Origin of the sequence: Vibrio sp. R78045 (assembly GCF_042466085.1) — a bacterium.
In the GTDB taxonomy this organism is placed as follows: Bacteria; Pseudomonadota; Gammaproteobacteria; order Enterobacterales; family Vibrionaceae; genus Vibrio; species Vibrio cyclitrophicus.
This window is the reverse complement of the sequence record NZ_JAXHBS010000006.1, coordinates 1-18,683: the sequence shown is the minus strand read 5'-3', so window position 1 is coordinate 18,683 and position 18,683 is coordinate 1. Positions and strand designations below refer to the sequence as shown.

The window sequence follows — 18,683 nt, the reverse complement described above, 5'->3', positions numbered from 1 at the left end:
TAGGAAACAAATATGTTAAAAAAAATTGGTGTTATCTTACTTGGCACAATGGCGCTTCCTGCTTTCGCTTCAAATTGTGTCTTAATGAACTACCAAGAAGGTGACGTAGTTAATGTTCAAACGTCCTCTATGCTTGGTACACGTATTCAATTACCCGCTAACCTTGTCAAACCCCCTGTTATCACAAACGCTAGACTATGGGACGTAGGCGGTGATATTGGATCAAGTCAAATTATGTTAGCTCCTAACAGCGAGGATAAAGCCGGGGCGGGAACGATGGTGTTTGCTTTTACCGATGATGGCAAGGTTTACGATATTCTCGCCACACGCACTACAAACAAAAATCATCAACCTTGCGTCATAGTAACTAAGAAACGAAAGTTTTCATTTGTTCCGCAAGTGACATTGAAAAAACCTGAACCAAAACCCGTGGCACTTTCACCTAGTCATAAGCAGGTAGTTAAGAGTACAGAAAAAGCATTAGATGATTATCGGACTCAAATTTTTACCCGTTACGATTGGAAATCGGATTCAAGTTTCTTTGGTGATGATGTGGTATCGGACATTTATGATGATGGTCGAAGTACCTACATTCGTTTAAATAAGCCGAATCAGAAAGGGTTAACGGTCAAAGCTAAGATAAACGGGGAAGTGAAAAATATCCCAACAATAGCTAAGAGCAATATGTTGGTTAGCGTTTCTGGTGTTTACTCAGATTTTGCAATAAAGGTAGGCAACACAAACATAACTGTTACTCGCTAAACCCTCCCCAAAAGAAAAACAATCATGATTAAGTTCATTACCGATATTAAACATCCGGATGAACCCGACATATTAACTCCTTACAAACAAAACCCCCTTTTAATCATAAGCCTTGAAGGGCAGCTATTACAGCGTTTTGAACCGCCTCTAGACGGTTGGACTCATGATGCATTATGCGCTGTAAATGAAAGCTGTAGTTCTTCGATTAATGATCTAGGGGCTGATGCGTTTTTAGGTAAACAATGGGTGGGTTCAACTGAGGTCTAACTTTACAAAGGATAGCCCGTGAGAAAATTTCTAATGATTGCTGCGCTCGTAGCAACTCCTTTTGTTAGCGCAAAAAACCCAACAAATATTGATCCTTTACAGGTCACGGTTAGGACTGTTTATCCGGCGCACGTTAACACAGTCGATAGAGCCGTTAGGTGGCTTATCGAACCTACAGGGTACACGCTGCTAACTGAACATCCCGCGCCTGACACCGTTACAAAAGTCTTGGATAAGCCGATAGCCGATAAAGCTAAATTAAATCGAGTGATGCCAGTTATTGATGCAATCCAATTATTGATAGGCGAAAAAAACACGATCATTTTGGATAAAAAGAATCATCTAATCACCTTTTCAAAAGGACATTAAATGCGATATTCAAAAAGCTTTGTAGTTATGGGTATCTTGTTAATTGGTGGATGCCAAACCACAGCAAAAACGGGAGAGTATTTTGAAGTTGAAAAGCTAAACGTAATTGAAAGAGATCTTACAGTTAAATCTGTTTCAGCGTCAAAAAAGACTTCACTGACAAATCCAAATCTATCTAAGAATGTGGGTAAAAACACTTCTGTTACGGGAGGTGAAGTTAACAAATCTAAGAAAGCATTAGCCAAACCTAAACGTTCCTCCTCACCAAATAAGCAACTCCCAAGCACCAAGAAAATAGTTCAACGCTCATATTACATCTACAAAGGTGAAACGTATAAACACGCTATAAGCCGTTGGTTTAACCGTTCTGGTTATGATGCCGTTGCATGGTCAATTGGAAAATCAATGGAAGAAAAGCTTAATGGTACTTCCCCTCTAAAAACCACTTATACAGGTAGCTTTCCTTATGTAATGAGTCAGTTGTCCTACAAGTTAGCAGAGAAAGACAATCAACGATTCTTTATCTCTATGGATAAGCGACTAAAGATGGGGGCGGTTCACGAATGGCAAGACCGTTACGTGAAAATCATTAACGTTCACGGTGATACTTTGCAGGATACCGTAAGAAACCTTGTTACTGATTATGGGTGGAATTGGGATGATAAACAAAGTTGGAGAAGTAAGAACAACTTTGCCGGGTTCGCTATTTCTTTCCCTATAGTGTCGCCAGTTGATGATATTGGATTTGCACTAAACCAATTGTTAAATAATCGCTCGGTTCGCGCTGAGTACCATGATGGTACTCGTACAGTATTCATCAATGATGATATTTGAGGTCAATCATGAATAAAAAAGTTTTATTGTGCTTGGTTGCTAGTGTGTTGTTATCTGGCTGTGTTTCTCAAACATACAAAGACAGAACAGCCGAAAACAAAAGCATTTACAAAGAAATAAATGAAAAAACAAGCAACAAACAGGTATATGACAAGGCAATCAGCATCAAGTTACCTCCTTATGTTGAAGCTGCATTTGATGATGTATCAGAACCTGACTGGTTATCTGAGCGTGTTAATTACAGTGTTAAAGGTGCGAAAGTCAGTGAAGTTTTACAACAAATCTTAAACGGTCGCGGTGGTGATAAACCAATTGAAATCATTTACGGTGAAAACGTAGATCCACGAAAAATCGTGTCGCTCCACTTGGCAGATGGGACGATAAAAGAAGCGTTAAATTTGCTTACAACTGATTCCGACTACGGTTACGTATACAGTAGAGATAAAGTTGAAGTTGAACAATACATCAGTAAGACGTTTAACATTAAAGTGCCGCCCGGTGTTTACACTGCTCAAATGGGCAGTCAAGGCAATAAAGGGGAAGGGGAAGGTGCTCGCGTTGAGGGGCAATACATCAACGTTAAGTTTGAGAGTGAAGACCTGATAGCAAAAGTTGAAGCCAATATTCTCAGCATCTTAACCAACAAAGAAACGCAAAATAACGGAACAACCGTTACTAAAGTTGATGGTTCAGTTAGTGCTATTAGTGGCTTGTCTTCTATTCGTGTAAAGGCTAGTCCATCACGAATGATTAAAATTCAAAACTACATTGATACTATTCAAGCGCAGCTATCCAAACAGGTAGTGCTTGATTACCAAATATTAGAATTTAGATCTAACGCAGGAGAGGAGCGCGGGGTAGACCTTAACCTAGTTAGGGATATTGGCGAAGGTACTTTAAAGTTTGTTACACAAGGTACGAGTTTATATTCTAGTTCAACATCATCGGGGTACGGCTTCAGTTTTACAGGGGTAAATGGTTGGGATGGTACAACAGCATTCATTAAAGCGTTAGAGAAACAAGGAAGCGTTAGTCTTGCTACCCCTGTAACTCAGTTAGCGTTAAACAATATCCCTGTAAGAGTCACACAAAATAAAAATATCCCTTACATTTACAGCATCAAATCTATTGTTGATGAAGGCGTTATATCAAGTGATATCGAAAGACGAGAAGAGACCGTAGGTGTTGATTTAGCATCAGTAGCAAATGTGCAATCTGATTACGTCTGGTTACGTGTGGCCGGGTCATTAAAATCTATTATTGATGATACAACAGAGGAAGTGGCAGATACTAAGTTACGTTTTCTTAGCACTCGTAAGTCAGACATTAACTTCACAGGAAAAATGAAGTACGGACGTACTTACATTATTTCTCGCGTCTCTCAAACTCAAATTACAAGCGGCCTTACAAAAAATTTCGGCACTCACTTAATAGGCTCAAACAGCGCAGACAAAGAAAATGTTGAAACATTGATTCTGTTAACCCCTCGGAGGTTTGAACAATGATTTCCATCCCTAAAAAAGCTGACAGAATAATTTGGCCATCATCCAAAAAATTAGATTTTGAAGATAATGAATATCTAGCTGTTTTTACTAGGGGTGATAAACAAGTTGTCTACAAGTCCAAAAACAAAGTTGTTTGTTTAGGTGAATTTGCAATTGATAACTTGAATATTGATTCTAATTATTGGGTGTTAATTTACGAGCTATCAAAAGGCTACTACTACGCAGCGGTTGTTGATAAAAACGTAGTAATAAGTGAAGAGTTAGGAACTCTTGATGAAGTCAAAATGATTGTTAACTATGACATCGAAAATGCTGATTTTGTCGCCACTAACAGATCATTAAAGCTAAAAAGCGAAATGAAAATTGAAGATATTCCGCTAGATTCAATCAGTGAAATTTATTTCACTTCGCTTGCCCCGGCTTTAGAAAGGCAAAAGAAAAAGCGCACCTTACGAACTGTGGCAATTGGTTTTGCAGTAGCGGTTACGATTCTAGTAACCGCTTTTAGTTACGAGCCTAAAAAAACGGTAATAACTAAAAATATCGACATTTACGATAATTACAAATCTGATATATCGCAGCAGATAGACGCTCATCACGCCCTGAACCAAGCCGCTATCTTGTTTTCAAAAAGTCTATTGTTTCCTGATGGTATGGAATTAGATTCAATTGAAAAAGAAGGGCAATCATTGGTGATGAAGTTTAACCACGAAAAGGTAAAAAAGACCGTCTTTTATCAGTGGTTAGAGCTAAACCCACAAATGAAAAAAATATTACGTGATAATCAATTTAAGTTGGACTTGAAAGGCAGTTCTGATAAGTGGCTAACTCACATTATCCCTTTTAATGAACTACCTGAATTTGTTCATGACTACACATTAGATTTAGGAGCGAAAGAAGTAAAAATAGATGATCTTGTCACTAACAAAAATTACATTCAAAAATCAATGAATGTGAGATTTACTTCTGATGAGTTTGCAAAGCTTTCATTGCTTTCAAAGGTTTTGAAAAACAAACCATCATTTTTAACCTCCTTAAAGATTATCCCCGTTAAAAAAGCAACTGGTTTATCAAACATAAACCTAAGCTTAACATTCAAAGGAAAAAACAATGAGTAAGCCTAAATTATCGGTGGTCATTTCCTTGATGGTGATTACTGGTACGGTCTGTTTTTTTGCTTATGACACATTCGCAAAAAAGCCTAGCCGAAACGTTACAAACAACAGCAGCGAAAACTTGGTTACATACAAAACTGACGTAGTTGAAATTGAAGGGGCAACGTTACCGGGCATTGAAATTGATGAAAAGTCATTGGCTCTTATCCAACACTCAACATCAATCGCTTTAAATGGAATGGAAACAAGATTGTTGCAATCGCAAACCGATCTAAACGTGGCGCAAAACAACCTTGATGAAAGTGCTCAAGCCAATAAAGATGGAACAAGCAAGGTTACAGATTCAATCAAAGTGGTTAACTCTGATACCATTTTGACCATTCAGAATGATCTAAAAGATTATGAAAAATCTAGTGATTCTCCTAGTGAAAAATCTAGCCCCTCGAATCTCTCAATATCAATAAAATCAATTTTAATCCCCAACAATGGCATAGCATCAGCTTCTGTATCGTTTAACGATAGTGGCTTTATGTTGGTGAAAGAAGGTTCTGTATTTAATGGCATTAAAGTTATCAGTATTGAATCAAATAAAATTGTAACGTCTAAAAATGGCAAAGAATCAACAGTGGTTTTTACTAACTAAAGAGATTTCATTATGGGCGCAGAAAAAATAATCTTAGATGATGGTTTAAAAGACATTTACTTTAAGAGCAAACACAAACGAGTGATTGCCATTAAAGCAAATGGTGGGAGCATTCTCTATGCCGAAAATAACCCTGATGTAAGAGATGTAAGAAATTACATTCGTAATTCAGAATCATTACTCGACGGTAAATACTTCGGGCAAACCTTAAACATTAGAAAAGTAACTCAAGTTGAGTTAGATGAATGGTTTGCCGAAGTTTCAAACGAGAAAGAAACTGAAACAGAAACACAACGAGAATATGAAATTTCTCGTAAGTTAAGGGAATTACTACAATCCGCAGCTACAGCGGGCACGTCTGATATTCACGTTGAAATCTACAAAAACAAAACCTTAGTATATTTTCGAGTTGATGGTCACAGGGTTGTCCACCAAGACATCCCGGATGCAACTCTTGGTATTCGTATTACAAGTCATATTTTCATGACTAAATCAAAAGATAAAGAAGGCGATTTTAAAAAAACCAAAGTGAACAACGGTAACATTGAAGAAAGTTTAGTTGTAAAAGGCAAAGAACGAACTACGCGATGGCGTTGTGCTTGGTTGCCAAGTGCGGAAGGTGGAAAGCTTACTGTTCGTTGGTTAGATTCTGCCGAAAAAATTCCCACCTTAGAAGATCTGAATTGGGAGCCAGAACATATACGACTAGCCGAATCATTTCTTGTCAGTAATTCGGGTTTATTTTTGATGGCAGGTCAAACGGGATCAGGCAAGACAACAACACTTGCTGCGTTGATTGAAAAAATTGATAAAGCTAACAGTGTTCACTCATTAGAAGATCCACCTGAATTTAAACTAAATGGCGTTGTTCAAACGCACACACAAGCGCATGTAAGAATTGCTGATGACTCTGATGAATACTTAGATCAAAGCTATTACGCAAAAGCTCTTTTACGTCATGATTCAGACTTTGAATTACATGGTGAAACGAGAGAGAAAAACGGTGCGTTACAAGTTTTCCGTAAGGGCGAAACAGGACAAAAGGTTTTTACAACGGTTCACACTTCTAGTGCTATCGGTATTCCTGTCACTTTTATTGAACAGTTTTTCCTTACTCCATCCTTAGTGTCTTCACCGGGATTAGTTCGCTTTTTAGTGTATCAAACACTGGTTAGAAAGCTTTGTCCACACTGCTCATTATCTTTACAACAAATCCAAAATGAACCCGAAAAATTTAATCATGTTGATGTTGAACATATCGAATCTAGTTTTGGGGAGCTTGTTGAAAGTGGCAAATTATCAAACGACCAAGTTAACAACATTCGATTTAAAAACATTAATGGTTGTGATCATTGTGATGGTGGTGAAAAGGGGCGATTACCGTTAGTCGAAATGATTGTCGTTGATGATGATGATAGGGAATATTTCAAATCGTGTGATTTTCTGTCGTGGAAAAAACATCTCTACAACAAGGGATACAAAGATGTAAAAGATCATGCGCTGCTTAGATTAGGTCGAGGTGAGATTGATTTGTTCACAGCAGAAGAGCGTATAGGGACGCTTGTGATGAAACAATCAGCCAGTATTTATAAGAGGATACTAGATGGTTAGTAATAAGTTTGTCTCTTTTTTAAAAAGTTGGATTAACTCCATTTATTCCGAACAAAAAAAATTGTGGAAGTGGCCAAGGAAAAATCAAATAAAGACATTAAAACAAATGTCTTTATTAATGAAAAACCACGTCTACTTAAATGACATTGCCACAATTTTTATCGATTTTGGCTCAAAGAAAGAAAAGGAAATTGGTAAAAAAATAAGTGAAGTATCTACTGAAGGTTACGGACTTGATAAAGCATTGAAAGATGATTTGTCACAAAGTGCGTACGAGTCCCTTAGTGCCGGTGTCTACTCGGACAATCCAATCCCCGGCATTGATAATGCCGTAAATTCACTTGAACTAAACCAGTCCATGACAGGGAGTTTAATGTGGGAGTTTGTCAAACCGATGATTGGTGTTGTGATTGGTGTCTCGGCTCTAGTCGGTTACAGCGAGTTTTTCGTTCCCAAAATATTACCTATGTTGCCTTTGCATCGCTTCCCTTGGATTGGCGTATTTGTCAACGATATGGGGATATTTTTTGGTGAATATGGGCTGACTATATTTACCATAGTTCTTGCGGTACTAACTGGGGTTTTAATCTCATTACCGATATTTACGGGGAAACACCGGGCAATGGTGGACAACTCGATAATCTATCGTCAATACAGAATTTTAGTTTCAACATCTGCGTTGCAGTCACTATCAAATCTAAAAAGGTCGAAAGTCTCTTTAGTTGATTCACTAAAAAAAATTCGTGATACATCACCGCCTTACGTGGCGGGTCATTTTGAAAAAATGATTAATAACCTGGGGGAAGGAGCAAGTGGTAAAGACGGAGATAACTTAGGCGTTGTAATGGATACTGGATTACTCCTAAAAGACCAAATTCAACTGTTGAAAATGTTAGGTAGTAAAACCGATCACGGCACAGTCTTACAATCGAGTGCTGATATTCATCAAAACAAACTTGAAACTGAAATTTCAATAATTAAACACATTGGTAATTCAACTTTAAAAATCATTGGCTTTGCCTTGGTTTCATCAATTTTAGCTGCGGTAGCATTAGTTGTTATCGAAGTCGCAATAAACATCAATATAGGATAACTATCATGAAAAATAATATGAAAACAAAACGTAACCAGAAAGGCTCACTAACACTAGAAGGAATGCTAATTGCTGCCGCTATTGTCGGGGCTATTATCCTCATCATATCAACAATCCCACGCATTCAATACAACATGAACCTTAGTGAGCTACAAAGCCAAGTTTCGGAACTAGGGTCAGCAGGTGTTAAAGCTAAAAAACGTCGCCCTAACTACGCGACAATAGACTTAGAAATGCTGTGTGATGATAACTATCTTGGTGATGAATATTGCTCAGGTACACCGGGACAAGCTGTTAACTCTTTCGGTGGTGATCTGGACTTCAACGCTAACGCTACCAATCCGGGTTTACGTGACATTACGGTTACGCTGCCTAGTGACAACACCCGTATTGCTGAAATTGCCGATACCTTGGCCTCACAATCGCGTGAACGTTGCGTACAAGCTGATGGTTGTACAACACTTTCCGTTGTCGGTTCAACCATTACTGTGACAATGTAACGATGCTGATAATTGACTTTAAATTAAAGGTACTAATATCACTCACGATAACGACCTTTTTTTTAGGGTCAGTTATTCCCCGCTTTTATCAATCTTATGAAAGGGCTGAATTATCAGGTAACGTATCTGAATTGTTAGATGCGGCAGAAGTTGAACTAAAACTAGCTGAATCTCGATCTGTTTGCCCTATCAATAATATGACAATTTCCATTGTCGATTTGGTAACAAATGGCCAGTTAAACAACAGTTGGTTAGATCAAACTCGCTTTTCAGTTAGTGTTCAATTTAGGTCGATTATCGGAGTATCCGGTTTAACCATCAAAAAGCCGTCTTACATCGAGGTTGAATACCGACCTTCATCAAATAAAGATTGGGCGTTTTTATCTGGCATTGCCGATAGAGTTAGCGCTCAAAGCCTTTTCTTTACTAAGCGTATCAATTCATCATTTTCATCAGTTAACAGCTATATAGACCGAGCAACCGGGTGTGAGGTGAACTAAGCAAAACTGAATCTAAATTCTTAAAGGAAATTCCACTATGAAATTTATTCATAAGGGCAAGCAATCAGGTTTCGGGGTTTTAGAACTCCTTTTAACGACCGGAATTTTAACTGTTTTGATATTAACGAGTTTACCTTCCATTCAACGCTATCAAGAAAGACAAGCGGCTGAAACATTTAAGAATCAAGTGGTTTTTCTTTGGGAAGCTATAAAATCGTATCAAGCTGATAGGTACAACGTAGGAGTTCCATTCAACGATATAAGCTCCTTACCCGCCTCATACGATGATCTTGTCCCTAATTACATACAAACATGCTCTAACGCTGACAATATCGCGGGACGCTGCTCTCGTGCTGATTTAACGCCTATGGGTGAAACAATCACTATGCAACGTGAAAACATCTTAATAGGAGGAGGGCAAACTGTACCGGGGATGCTTTTAACTATTCCCTTTGGTGCTGAACCATCTGAAAGCATCAGAAACACTTATCGTGCAGTATTAGCCGACCTTCCAAATGGAGTGTATGACGAAGGGGATAATAAGCTAGAAATTCGTTTTGGCCGCGTGGGTAGCGAGGTTGAACATCAAGCCTTGCTTGCTAGAGATGGCACAACCACATTAACGGGGGATTGGGATGTTGGTAATAAAGCTATTTTAAACGCTTCAATGGTTACGGTACGCGGTCAGAACGGCAATCAGATTAGGGTTGATGGTGGAGTAGTGCACAGCTATAGCTCATATATTGATGGTTCAGGAATTGTAGTACCTAAAAGCAATTTTACTTGCCCTACAAACTTAAACCAAGATGTTCAAGCGAACATAACAGGGATCAAATCGCATGGTTCTTACGAATATTTAGCGGTTGGTGAGCAAAAACTAGAAGTCAGTGATTCAGGAGGTAGATTCAACATAATTCTTAAGTACAAAGCTAAACGTAAACGTCGAGGTAGTACGACTGACAAAGGTGCGTGGGGTAATTTCTACACGGGATGGGTCAATATCTCTTATCTATGCACGCCATAACCACAACCAAAGGAGAAACATATGATCCACATGAAAAAAATCATCTTTCTTGTAATGTTGTTATTTTTTCAATCAAGTTTTACAGCTAGTGCCATAACTGCATCAGATGCAGTTGCACAATCAAAACAAATAACACGACCAAGCGGTATAAAATCGCCTAACTCTTACGGAATATCCACATCAACGGTAAGAGAAGCGCAAACATCAGTACCAGTGAAAAAGCTGAACTTTGTAGAGATTTCAAGTGGTGGGGAATCAACGTCCGTAAAAACCATAAACTTGAAACCTACAAGCACATGGATTTGTGCATTAAGTAAAGCGTCCGGCTTTTACGGTCGAGGATTGAAAGGACTAGACGCACAAGTATATCAGTCTGGTGGGTGGTGGAAACTAAGGTCGGGTAGAGCAGGTTGTGGCGGTTGTGCTCTCGCAACTAAAGCAATTTGTTGGACTCGATAGTAGAACATCTGTTTATATTATATTATATTGTCCGTACCTTTAGGAACGGACATTTTTCATGAAAAGACTAAGCAAAGACGAGTACAAAAAAGCCATTACAGATAAAGGGTGGAGTCTTACAGAAGTAGCTGAAAGGTGGGAGTATAAGTCTAGCGTTAGAGTTCATCAAATAGCTAATGATGAAAATCGAGCTATTAGATGGGATGACATGGTAAGAGGATTACCACAAAAAAAGCTATAATATATTATAAAGTCACATTGACACCCGTTATTATAATATATTATAATAACCCCATCATCTAAGGAGATCTAAATATGAACAACTTTAAACTTACGGCTCTTACTTTTGCATTATCTGTAGCGTCTACATCTAGCTACGCTATCGTTGATGGCTCTAACCTTAACTGGCAAGAAAATGAAAACATTGTAGCTTCATCTTGCACTGGTTTGGTAATCGCTAATAAGTTCATTTTAACGGCAGCGCATTGTGAATATGAAAACAATACTAACCACTTTTCAAATGGTGATGCGGTCGATGCAACAAATCAAATTTTTCATCCCCAATATCAAAAAGGGATTTTAGAGTATAGTGATTTTTCTTTTTGGGTTGTTCCAACAACCCCGCGAATTGAGAAAATTGATTTTCTAAACCCCCTTCTAGTGATCCCCGGTGATGTTCTTAGACCTACTGGTTTTGGTGGAACTGGACTTGATTTAAATCAAGCCACAATGAACGTTGTTCCTAATGAATCTGCTGATGAATACCCAACAATTAAAATGTCATTTACTGGTAACGGTCACACGACAGAAGGTGATTCTGGCGGTGCTAACTATGACGACAACGGTTTTGTGGTTGCCCTAACTTCTGCGGGTAACGGTACAGATACATATTCTGCGATGTTACATGGTGCTGCGGATTGGATTCTAGAAACGGTTAATGGTTGGCACTATCAGACAGGTGTGACGGTTAGCAATGGTGAAACAAAAACCATCAAGGTTCAATCACTGCACACTGGAACAACCAATTTACTCAACACAATTTATACTGACGGTGACGCCAGTATTGATACGGCCTCTATTACATGCGAATCACCAGAAAGCGTACCTAGCGATTCATCAGCGGTTAATGAGTTTGATATTTGTACACTGCAAGTAACTAGTAACGGTGGTCATGGCTTTATCTACTTAACTGATAGCGAGAAGGTAGAAGTTAATGAACCTGCGGATGTCATTAACCCTGAACCAGAACCTAATACTGGTGGTGGTAGTGGCGGTTCAACTAGTATCTTCTCACTTCTAGCGCTAGGTGCTTTCGGAATTTTACGAAAAAGAAAGCTGACAAAATAATGCAAACAAAGGGCAGTATTCACGTACTGCCCTTTTTGGTGGTCACATGAAAATAAAGCATAGGCTTGGGGTTGATAGTCTACTACTGAGCAAAATTAAATTTAAAGCCATGATTACGGTAAAAGTCACTATATTGATTGCTTTGGGAACACTCACACTAAAGACAATATTTATACCTAACATCCCTTTAATCGGCACACTGACTAATCAAGAAATTGCTTCAATATTACTTCTGGTTTCCGTACTTACTTTTGCAATTATCAAAATACCTTATCACTTTCTTTTCACCATAAATGACGATGAATCTAGCGTTGAACTCCCTTTGATGGTGACGGAAATTCACAAAGACAAAATATCTTTTCACCTGATAAACCCATTTGATATCGGCTCGAATAAAGCAACACTATGCAATGAACTTAGATCAACTTGTCATTCACTAAACAATCTTTATGGATACTGTGATTTTACAATCAGCACCCCTAGCTTCATAGGTATAGACGGCAATAAAAGAAAGGCCATTTGTAAGCTTGCAGAACGTACAATCAAATTTAAAAAGGGGGTCGATGTTACGAATCGTATTATAGCCAAGCCTTGGTACAACTTAGGTAGGTTTACCTTAATATTAAAATCCATGCTTAGAACCAGAACGGTTAATACAAGGTACTTTTATGAAATTAACGCAAAGCTCTAGCTTACTTATGATCGCGCTATCTTGTTCGTCCATGGCATCAGATAAAGCCCTGTATGTACAAATGGAACAAAACCACAAGATCCCTAAAGAAGTTCTCTACTCATTAGCTCTAACGGAGTCGGGAATTACCACTAACGATAAAGTTTTTCGCCCTTGGACATACACTTTAAATTGGAATGGTAACGACTACCGTTTTAATGACAAAAAAACCGCTTGTAAGGCTCTCACAACGATCATTGATAAAACTAAGGCCGTTGATATAGGTGAAACTCAATTGCATTGGAAATATCACGATAAGGCCGTTGAATCACCGTGTGATTACTTCGATCGAGAAACTGCACTTAACCGCACCTCTACCGTACTAAAATCGTGCTATGAAACAAAAAAAAATTGGGTTTTAGCAGCAGGATGTTATCACCGCCCGGCAGGAGGAAAACTAGCTGATGATTACATGAAAAAGTTTGCTACAAACTTAGAAACCGTCTTAGGCCAACAATGGTAATAAAAGGAATCTACATGGATATATTATCCGTACCAAATATAAATTTAATGTACGCCAGTTCATTTCAAACCTTAGAAGACATCGCAAGAACAGAAGCTTGCAAAGGCAAGTATGTTCACTGTGCTTTTCCATTCAAAACGTATAAGCAAATGAAAAATCCACTAGAACGGGAATTAAAGAAAATGGGGTGTAGTGGGCTTTGGTTTAGTGGTGAAGGGCTAATAGAATTGCGGGGCTAATTGAAGCATTCCTATTGCCTTGTCAAAGATGGCAACAGAAATGTAAAAACCTCGATTAAATGTGATTTTATTTAATCCTGCTTAATGCGCCATCGATACAAAAGCAACAGCATAAAATAATGACCGGTTCGACCGATTTTTACACTTTTGTGAAGCGGAACAGCAAGAAAAACAGAATAAAACTCCATATTAAAAAAGGCTGCTCAGAGGCAGCCTTTTTTTTTCAAAACCATTGTCACCACGCCAGTTTTACCAAAAATCATATCAACCACGTTAGCTAATCGCGACCACAAATCTAAGCTATCAAAATTATGATAGCATCTGCAAGCGCTATTTTGATAGTGTCAAATCTAGCTTAAATCATAGATATAAATAACTATGCTCGAGCAATAAATGCTTGTGGCCAACATAGACAAAAACAACTATGCTGCAGCTATAAATTCATTGGAGGGGTTATGGGGTATTTAGGTTCAAAAGCTGCAAGTGGAGCATATCAAGCAATCATAGCGAATATGCCTCCGCATGAAATTTACATTGAAGCTTTTCTTGGTACGGGTGTAATTTTCAATAAAAAACCGCAATCTATACACTCAATTGGAATAGAACTGGATGAATTAACCCTTTCAGAATTTAGCCCCAATTACCCAATTGAGCTACACAATAAAGACACGTTAGATTTTCTAACAACATTCCATTTTCAGAACCCGGTCAACACTTTTATCTATGCAGATCCTCCTTACCTCCCTACAACAAGAACCTCAAGCAAACGCTATAGAAAAGAGCTTACGTTAGATCAGCATGTTCAACTACTAAATCAATTCAAAGAGCTATCTGGACGCGGAATCAAAATAATGATCTCTGGGTATCCATCCGAATTATACGACTCACTATTAACTAACTGGCGAACATATGAATTTAACGTAATGACACGCGGTGGGGTTAGAAGAGAAAAGTTATGGATGAACTACGAAGCAGATAGTCTGCACTGGTCAACTTATGCAGGGGTTAACTTTACCGACCGACAGCGCATTAAACGAAAAGCCCAACGATGGGCGAAAAACTATCGATCATTAGATCCAAATGAAAGGCTTGCAGTATTGGCGGCAATGATGGAAATAGAATAGACACAATTGACTATGTTGGCCACAGGTCAAAATGAGGTGGTGTACAACATTACACTAGATGTGAATTTAACATAAATTACGTAATGCGCATAAAAAAAAGGGATGATTTTCGGATTGTACATTAAAAGCTAGATATAGTTTCCCACAACTATATCTAAAAGTTGGCATTTTGATAGTAAGTGCTATCAAAAAAATGCTTGCAATACTATCATGTAATTGATAGTATATATTCATGGTCAGAAACGACCTAGTTCTTTAACAATGTGAGGTGGTTATGAGTGAGGGCAACAATGCTACGCCTGTCACGTCTGAGCTTGAAAAGGCACAGATACGAGGTATTAACTCAGAGATACGCTTAAAGACGTTTGGCTTTTGCCAACGTTGGCTTATAATCTGGTTAACTATTGGCGGTTTCATCAAATTAGACTTAGCTAAGGAGGTGATTTCATGGATAAGTGGATAGAGAATCACATGATGCTGACTTCTGTTGTTATCATGGTTTCAGGTTTAACTTTAGGCTTCATCCTCTTCTAAAATAAGCCCCTTATGGGGCTTATTAACATTCAGAATCAAATGCACCCAAACAACAAACAACTCAAATTAATCCTAGAGCACCTTTTTAAAAGAGAGGAGCAAAGGCAGTTAGTAGAAGCCGTTTTAAGCAATAAGGTTTCATCTGTATATGAGGCTGAAAAACGGTTTGGAATTTCACCCAACACAGGAACCCGACACATAAAAAAGTACGAGAGTCATATCGAGTATTTAAAAAGTATCGGTTTCAAGCTGTAACAATTAATCACCTCACTAGCCCACTGTTTACAGTGGGTTTTTTATTATCCAAATAAGGGGAAATTCATGTCAGCTTCTAAAGTTAGTGAACTATGTAGTGAAATAGCCGCTTCTCGCAATGTTGCGGATATTGATAATAAGATTGAACAACTCAAAGTTGAACTTGGTGATCGTGATGATTTAGGTTTACTTGGTACTGCACTCGAAATGAGAAACGCTGCCCTTGAGTTTGAGAATACTATCGAAAATGCGAACGCTACCGATAAAACTAACGTTGAGCTTCAAAAGAAATTTGGTTTGAAGTGCAACTTCAAAGCCTAGGGGGGAAATATGCCGATCCCGACCACTGCGGAATTATTGAAAATTCTTAGTCACTTAAATGAAAATTCAGAAGTAAACAAGAAGTCAATTGAAGCACTCTATGACGCATACGAGCGCGGTTTTGATGATGCTAACTGTGGTTGTGATAGTGGCTATCCTCACAACCATGCAGCACTCGTTGCGGCCTATCAATTAGGTTTTCAACGTAGCAAAGATAACTAGAGGGAATAAACGTGGCAAAAAATACTAAAAACAAGCACGACTTCAAAGACTTCTTGTTGGAGCTAATACCAGAATGTCCGGCTGCACCAATGCGACTAATGATTAAAAGTGATATGGGAATGTCGCTTGAATTAAACAAATCAAGTCAAATCTATTTTCACGCACTTGATGAAGCGGCAGGGCTTAATGTGGTGATGATAAAATTGGATGGTAATACGGTTACTCCGCCAGAAGTTACTTTTGCACTATCAGACGCAGAGCTATTGAAGTTTCAGAAAGCTAGTGCGTTACCAGTTACCCACCTTTAGAGGGAAAAAAGGTTTATGGCGACACTCACTAAACAAGAAAAGGCTTGGTTTAACAAACTTCAAAAGGTACTCAATGAATGCCCTTTTGATGCAAGTGACTTTGATAGTTTTACCATCGGTGATAACGACATTACCGTTTTTAAAAATAAATGTGAAGTCGATGCTCACCATTCAAAATATGAAACGGATTTAGCAATTTCAGTAAGTGAATTAGATGCCGAAGTGTTTGAATTAAAATTTCCGTTTGGCGTTGCTTCGGCAGCAGGATAATGAACTAGGGGGAAAAACGAATATGTCAAAAGATAAAAAACTCATTGAAAAGCTAGAAGAAGCTGAGAAGTTTATCAAGAGTATAAAACACGGGCTTGAGCGAAAAAACAGAGATCAAACTCAGCTTGAAGTTATCAACTCGGACGCGCAAGCACTTGTTGATATTAGCCAAGAAATTGAAATTATCACTCAGTATCTAGAATAAGAGGGAAAGTACGTGATTACAGATACCTATATGTATAACGAGAATTTAACTATTCGCACCAGTGATAAGATAGAACGCTACCCACAAAAAACAGCTGATGGTAACGAAATCGTGGTTGTTTATGTTGACGAGGTTGAATTTAAAGGCGCAGGGGGTAAGTGGTCTAAACAAGGCTTCCGTTGGGCTATTGTAGAGCCTCATTTAACCGAAGAAGAGATCAAAAACTGGCTACTCAATAATGGGCTTTCTACAGTGGCGTTTCTTAGGGGTAAAGATGATTAAAAGTGGTCAAAAAGTACAGGTTTGCATTGATGGTGAACCAACTCAGAACGCGGTAGTTTTAGATCGTATCGAGCGTGACTATGGTGTGGTTTATAAGGTTCAACTCGAAGATAGTAATGAAACAATGATCGTTAACGAATCACAGTTACTCTCAGATCTTAAAGTCGTGTTTGTTGAGTCTGATATTTCGCAACTGAAAGACGCGTCTATTGGTGAATCAGTTGTTAGTAATACTGCTTTCCAAGCCAAGTTAAAGCAAGGAAACGAAGCCTAGGGGAAATGAGCTTATGAAATCAGCATTTGAACCACTTAACACCCTCCTGTTTGTTTGTATGGCTTTAATTACATTGGTGTTTAAGCCAACTGTAACTCAAACAGTATTAAGGCCAGTGATAAACAGCAAACGAAGCCTTTTGGTTAAACTGCGCTTCTTGAGTAAATGGTTTACTAAGCAAGTTCCGTATTTTTCACCTTTTGTATTGTCGGTGTTTGGTTTGGTTTACATGCTATCGGGTGGTGTAGAGGCTGCGGTATCAGTCCTGATTATATGCGCTCTACCAGTGTTGTTACCAAATCCAAGCAACCTATGATTCTAAATCAAATAAAGGCTACTTGTCGTAGCCTTCAATGATTGTCTTTATCAACTATTTTAATGTAAATCCTTTTGTCATATCTTCTGCTTTTGTGGCAATACCATTCGAATCATATTGCTTAGATACTGGCAAGACACCATTAGATTGCTTCTGATCTAATACCCCTTTCTGTACTTCTTCAAGTGAATAGTTTTTTAGGAAATTATCACTTTTCACAATCTTATCTAGTACAGCGGGTTCAACTTTATTCGGTTGCTGTCCGTTAACTGTCACCAATAATTTTGATACTGCATCCGACCATTGATATTTAACATCAAGCTTATCAGTATTTTGACCTGTTGTTTCAACTTGTACGGTCTTCCCTTCAATAGTTTTAATACTCTTATCTATGTGGCGAGAATATTCCTCGCTGTCCTTACAGCCCGATACAATAGCTTTGTGAATGGTGTTGTATGTTTCTGTTCCAGTATGACGCAGTAATATACTCATATGATCGTTTGCAATGGCTTTGTAATCTTTTTGCTCACTACTGTTGATATTAAGCAGCTCAGATTTAACCTGTTCAACATCTGCCAACATTTGGTCAGGTTTAAGCGTTTTGGTTATTGGTTGTTGCTCCAGGTTATCTTGGATAGTCGAACCTGTTACTCGAACTTCCCATTCATTACGCTGAGTCGCTATTTTCTCAGTACCAACCTTAATTCCCTTGCTATTTTTCACGTCAGCTTCAACCGTAACATCACGATGCCCTACTCGCTCAACTTCAACTACATCTCCAATTTTCGCCCCACCCTTTTCAATAGCATCTTTTAAACCAATTCCCCACTTAGTTTCTCCATTACTCAACTCAACAAAGTAACTTGTTTTTGCATCCTTCTCATGAAGATAAGGAGCTTTACCATGTTTAACCAAAGTAACCAATACACTAGTATCTTCTGGTTGCTGCCCTTGTTTTACTGGCGGCAAGATATCAACGGCCTTGTTAACAGCATCCTTGTATTGTTCGCTATGTTCTTTGCCGGACAAAATAGCCTCTTCAACATATTTAAAGCCTACAGTATCTACATGACGATTTAGCATGTTGACGTGCTTCTCTGCTATTTTATGA

General features: G+C 38.4%; 28 protein-coding genes and 1 pseudogene. 28 read left to right on the top strand and 1 reads right to left on the bottom strand.

Going from position 1 to position 18,683, the window contains the following annotated elements; all coding sequences use genetic code 11:
* Positions 1–12 precede the first annotated feature (12 nt).
* The 28 genes from SJY39_RS01825 (at position 13) to SJY39_RS01690 (ending at position 17,572) form a co-directional block, all read left to right on the top strand.
* Positions 13–762 carry a TrbG/VirB9 family P-type conjugative transfer protein gene (locus tag SJY39_RS01825; protein WP_016786540.1) on the top strand — a complete coding sequence of 250 codons (750 nt, stop codon included), beginning with the start codon at positions 13–15 and terminating at the stop codon, positions 760–762.
* A 24-nt stretch (positions 763–786) separates the two neighbouring features.
* Complete coding sequence (locus SJY39_RS01820; RefSeq protein ID WP_390241191.1) at positions 787–1,029, top strand: hypothetical protein; 243 nt, start codon at positions 787–789, stop codon at positions 1,027–1,029.
* An 18-nt stretch (positions 1,030–1,047) separates the two neighbouring features.
* Positions 1,048–1,398, top strand: coding sequence for a hypothetical protein (locus SJY39_RS01815; protein ID WP_390241188.1), 351 nt, complete (start codon positions 1,048–1,050; stop codon positions 1,396–1,398).
* A complete protein-coding gene (locus SJY39_RS01810; protein WP_016786543.1) occupies positions 1,399–2,232 on the top strand; it encodes a hypothetical protein in 834 nt (277 codons plus the stop codon).
* 8 nt (positions 2,233–2,240) lie between these two features.
* Positions 2,241–3,737: a hypothetical protein gene (locus SJY39_RS01805; RefSeq protein WP_390241186.1), complete on the top strand. Its 1,497-nt coding sequence runs from the start codon at positions 2,241–2,243 to the stop codon at positions 3,735–3,737.
* Complete coding sequence (locus SJY39_RS01800) at positions 3,734–4,855, top strand: hypothetical protein (RefSeq protein ID WP_016786545.1); 1,122 nt, start codon at positions 3,734–3,736, stop codon at positions 4,853–4,855. Before SJY39_RS01805 ends, SJY39_RS01800 begins: the two co-directional genes overlap by 4 nt.
* Positions 4,848–5,495: a hypothetical protein gene (locus SJY39_RS01795; RefSeq protein ID WP_390241183.1), complete on the top strand. Its 648-nt coding sequence runs from the start codon at positions 4,848–4,850 to the stop codon at positions 5,493–5,495. The genes SJY39_RS01800 and SJY39_RS01795 overlap by 8 nt, the downstream gene beginning before the upstream one ends.
* Before the next feature lie 12 nt (positions 5,496–5,507).
* Positions 5,508–7,106, top strand: a complete 1,599-nt coding sequence (locus SJY39_RS01790; protein ID WP_016786547.1) for a GspE/PulE family protein — start codon at positions 5,508–5,510, stop codon at positions 7,104–7,106.
* Complete coding sequence (locus tag SJY39_RS01785; RefSeq protein WP_016786548.1) at positions 7,099–8,199, top strand: hypothetical protein; 1,101 nt, start codon at positions 7,099–7,101, stop codon at positions 8,197–8,199. Before SJY39_RS01790 ends, SJY39_RS01785 begins: the two co-directional genes overlap by 8 nt.
* 5 nt (positions 8,200–8,204) lie before the next feature.
* Positions 8,205–8,699: a hypothetical protein gene (locus tag SJY39_RS01780; protein WP_016786549.1), complete on the top strand. Its 495-nt coding sequence runs from the start codon at positions 8,205–8,207 to the stop codon at positions 8,697–8,699.
* 197 nt (positions 8,700–8,896) lie between these two features.
* A complete protein-coding gene (locus SJY39_RS01775; protein WP_390241179.1) occupies positions 8,897–9,199 on the top strand; it encodes a hypothetical protein in 303 nt (100 codons plus the stop codon).
* Positions 9,200–9,236: 37 nt separating this feature from the next.
* Positions 9,237–10,223 (top strand): type II secretion system protein, encoded by a 987-nt coding sequence (locus SJY39_RS01770; RefSeq protein WP_390241176.1) that lies wholly within the window; start codon positions 9,237–9,239, stop codon positions 10,221–10,223.
* Between the two features lie 21 nt (positions 10,224–10,244).
* Positions 10,245–10,682: a hypothetical protein gene (locus SJY39_RS01765; RefSeq protein ID WP_390241174.1), complete on the top strand. Its 438-nt coding sequence runs from the start codon at positions 10,245–10,247 to the stop codon at positions 10,680–10,682.
* 58 nt (positions 10,683–10,740) lie between these two features.
* Positions 10,741–10,923: a hypothetical protein gene (locus SJY39_RS01760; protein WP_390241171.1), complete on the top strand. Its 183-nt coding sequence runs from the start codon at positions 10,741–10,743 to the stop codon at positions 10,921–10,923.
* 74 nt (positions 10,924–10,997) lie between these two features.
* Positions 10,998–12,029 carry a trypsin-like serine protease gene (locus tag SJY39_RS01755; protein WP_390241168.1) on the top strand — a complete coding sequence of 344 codons (1,032 nt, stop codon included), beginning with the start codon at positions 10,998–11,000 and terminating at the stop codon, positions 12,027–12,029.
* Positions 12,030–12,075: 46 nt separating this feature from the next.
* A complete protein-coding gene (locus SJY39_RS01750) occupies positions 12,076–12,720 on the top strand; it encodes a hypothetical protein (protein WP_390241165.1) in 645 nt (214 codons plus the stop codon).
* On the top strand, positions 12,698–13,222 hold the full coding sequence (locus SJY39_RS01745; RefSeq protein WP_016786592.1) for a hypothetical protein: 525 nt from the start codon (positions 12,698–12,700) through the stop codon (positions 13,220–13,222). Before SJY39_RS01750 ends, SJY39_RS01745 begins: the two co-directional genes overlap by 23 nt.
* Before the next feature lie 14 nt (positions 13,223–13,236).
* Positions 13,237–13,461: a hypothetical protein gene (locus SJY39_RS01740; RefSeq protein ID WP_390241162.1), complete on the top strand. Its 225-nt coding sequence runs from the start codon at positions 13,237–13,239 to the stop codon at positions 13,459–13,461.
* Positions 13,462–13,916: 455 nt separating this feature from the next.
* The gene (locus tag SJY39_RS01735) at positions 13,917–14,585 is read left to right on the top strand and encodes a DNA adenine methylase (protein WP_390241159.1); all 669 of its coding nucleotides are present in this window, start codon (positions 13,917–13,919) and stop codon (positions 14,583–14,585) included.
* A gap of 546 nt (positions 14,586–15,131) precedes the next feature.
* The gene (locus SJY39_RS01730) at positions 15,132–15,374 is read left to right on the top strand and encodes a helix-turn-helix domain-containing protein (protein WP_390241156.1); all 243 of its coding nucleotides are present in this window, start codon (positions 15,132–15,134) and stop codon (positions 15,372–15,374) included.
* Positions 15,375–15,440: 66 nt separating this feature from the next.
* Positions 15,441–15,695 carry a hypothetical protein gene (locus SJY39_RS01725; protein WP_390241153.1) on the top strand — a complete coding sequence of 85 codons (255 nt, stop codon included), beginning with the start codon at positions 15,441–15,443 and terminating at the stop codon, positions 15,693–15,695.
* Positions 15,696–15,704: 9 nt separating this feature from the next.
* Positions 15,705–15,917, top strand: coding sequence for a hypothetical protein (locus tag SJY39_RS01720; RefSeq protein WP_390241151.1), 213 nt, complete (start codon positions 15,705–15,707; stop codon positions 15,915–15,917).
* Between the two features lie 11 nt (positions 15,918–15,928).
* Positions 15,929–16,225 carry a hypothetical protein gene (locus SJY39_RS01715; RefSeq protein WP_390241148.1) on the top strand — a complete coding sequence of 99 codons (297 nt, stop codon included), beginning with the start codon at positions 15,929–15,931 and terminating at the stop codon, positions 16,223–16,225.
* Positions 16,226–16,240: 15 nt separating this feature from the next.
* Complete coding sequence (locus tag SJY39_RS01710) at positions 16,241–16,495, top strand: hypothetical protein (protein WP_390241146.1); 255 nt, start codon at positions 16,241–16,243, stop codon at positions 16,493–16,495.
* Between the two features lie 22 nt (positions 16,496–16,517).
* Entirely contained in the window at positions 16,518–16,700 is a 183-nt protein-coding gene (locus SJY39_RS01705; RefSeq protein ID WP_390241143.1) for a hypothetical protein, read from the top strand.
* Between the two features lie 12 nt (positions 16,701–16,712).
* The gene (locus tag SJY39_RS01700; RefSeq protein WP_390241140.1) at positions 16,713–16,982 is read left to right on the top strand and encodes a hypothetical protein; all 270 of its coding nucleotides are present in this window, start codon (positions 16,713–16,715) and stop codon (positions 16,980–16,982) included.
* Positions 16,975–17,256, top strand: a complete 282-nt coding sequence (locus tag SJY39_RS01695; RefSeq protein ID WP_390241137.1) for a hypothetical protein — start codon at positions 16,975–16,977, stop codon at positions 17,254–17,256. The genes SJY39_RS01700 and SJY39_RS01695 overlap by 8 nt, the downstream gene beginning before the upstream one ends.
* 13 nt (positions 17,257–17,269) lie before the next feature.
* Entirely contained in the window at positions 17,270–17,572 is a 303-nt protein-coding gene (locus SJY39_RS01690) for a hypothetical protein (RefSeq protein ID WP_390241134.1), read from the top strand.
* 54 nt (positions 17,573–17,626) lie between these two features.
* Here SJY39_RS01690 and SJY39_RS01685 read toward each other — a convergent pair.
* Positions 17,627–18,683: pseudogene (locus SJY39_RS01685) on the bottom strand (relaxase NikB); the annotation flags it as partial.

Coding starts and splice junctions, on each gene's coding strand:
- SJY39_RS01825 (WP_016786540.1), top strand. CDS start 13: ATGTTAAAAAAAATTGGTGTTATCTTACTTGGCACAATGGCGCTTCCT.
- SJY39_RS01820 (WP_390241191.1), top strand. CDS start 787: ATGATTAAGTTCATTACCGATATTAAACATCCGGATGAACCCGACATA.
- SJY39_RS01810 (WP_016786543.1), top strand. CDS start 1,399: ATGCGATATTCAAAAAGCTTTGTAGTTATGGGTATCTTGTTAATTGGT.
- SJY39_RS01805 (WP_390241186.1), top strand. CDS start 2,241: ATGAATAAAAAAGTTTTATTGTGCTTGGTTGCTAGTGTGTTGTTATCT.
- SJY39_RS01800 (WP_016786545.1), top strand. CDS start 3,734: ATGATTTCCATCCCTAAAAAAGCTGACAGAATAATTTGGCCATCATCC.
- SJY39_RS01795 (WP_390241183.1), top strand. CDS start 4,848: ATGAGTAAGCCTAAATTATCGGTGGTCATTTCCTTGATGGTGATTACT.
- SJY39_RS01790 (WP_016786547.1), top strand. CDS start 5,508: ATGGGCGCAGAAAAAATAATCTTAGATGATGGTTTAAAAGACATTTAC.
- SJY39_RS01785 (WP_016786548.1), top strand. CDS start 7,099: ATGGTTAGTAATAAGTTTGTCTCTTTTTTAAAAAGTTGGATTAACTCC.
- SJY39_RS01780 (WP_016786549.1), top strand. CDS start 8,205: ATGAAAAATAATATGAAAACAAAACGTAACCAGAAAGGCTCACTAACA.
- SJY39_RS01775 (WP_390241179.1), top strand. CDS start 8,897: ATGACAATTTCCATTGTCGATTTGGTAACAAATGGCCAGTTAAACAAC.
- SJY39_RS01770 (WP_390241176.1), top strand. CDS start 9,237: ATGAAATTTATTCATAAGGGCAAGCAATCAGGTTTCGGGGTTTTAGAA.
- SJY39_RS01765 (WP_390241174.1), top strand. CDS start 10,245: ATGATCCACATGAAAAAAATCATCTTTCTTGTAATGTTGTTATTTTTT.
- SJY39_RS01760 (WP_390241171.1), top strand. CDS start 10,741: ATGAAAAGACTAAGCAAAGACGAGTACAAAAAAGCCATTACAGATAAA.
- SJY39_RS01755 (WP_390241168.1), top strand. CDS start 10,998: ATGAACAACTTTAAACTTACGGCTCTTACTTTTGCATTATCTGTAGCG.
- SJY39_RS01750 (WP_390241165.1), top strand. CDS start 12,076: ATGAAAATAAAGCATAGGCTTGGGGTTGATAGTCTACTACTGAGCAAA.
- SJY39_RS01745 (WP_016786592.1), top strand. CDS start 12,698: ATGAAATTAACGCAAAGCTCTAGCTTACTTATGATCGCGCTATCTTGT.
- SJY39_RS01740 (WP_390241162.1), top strand. CDS start 13,237: ATGGATATATTATCCGTACCAAATATAAATTTAATGTACGCCAGTTCA.
- SJY39_RS01735 (WP_390241159.1), top strand. CDS start 13,917: ATGGGGTATTTAGGTTCAAAAGCTGCAAGTGGAGCATATCAAGCAATC.
- SJY39_RS01730 (WP_390241156.1), top strand. CDS start 15,132: ATGGGGCTTATTAACATTCAGAATCAAATGCACCCAAACAACAAACAA.
- SJY39_RS01725 (WP_390241153.1), top strand. CDS start 15,441: ATGTCAGCTTCTAAAGTTAGTGAACTATGTAGTGAAATAGCCGCTTCT.
- SJY39_RS01720 (WP_390241151.1), top strand. CDS start 15,705: ATGCCGATCCCGACCACTGCGGAATTATTGAAAATTCTTAGTCACTTA.
- SJY39_RS01710 (WP_390241146.1), top strand. CDS start 16,241: ATGGCGACACTCACTAAACAAGAAAAGGCTTGGTTTAACAAACTTCAA.
- SJY39_RS01705 (WP_390241143.1), top strand. CDS start 16,518: ATGTCAAAAGATAAAAAACTCATTGAAAAGCTAGAAGAAGCTGAGAAG.
- SJY39_RS01695 (WP_390241137.1), top strand. CDS start 16,975: ATGATTAAAAGTGGTCAAAAAGTACAGGTTTGCATTGATGGTGAACCA.
- SJY39_RS01690 (WP_390241134.1), top strand. CDS start 17,270: ATGAAATCAGCATTTGAACCACTTAACACCCTCCTGTTTGTTTGTATG.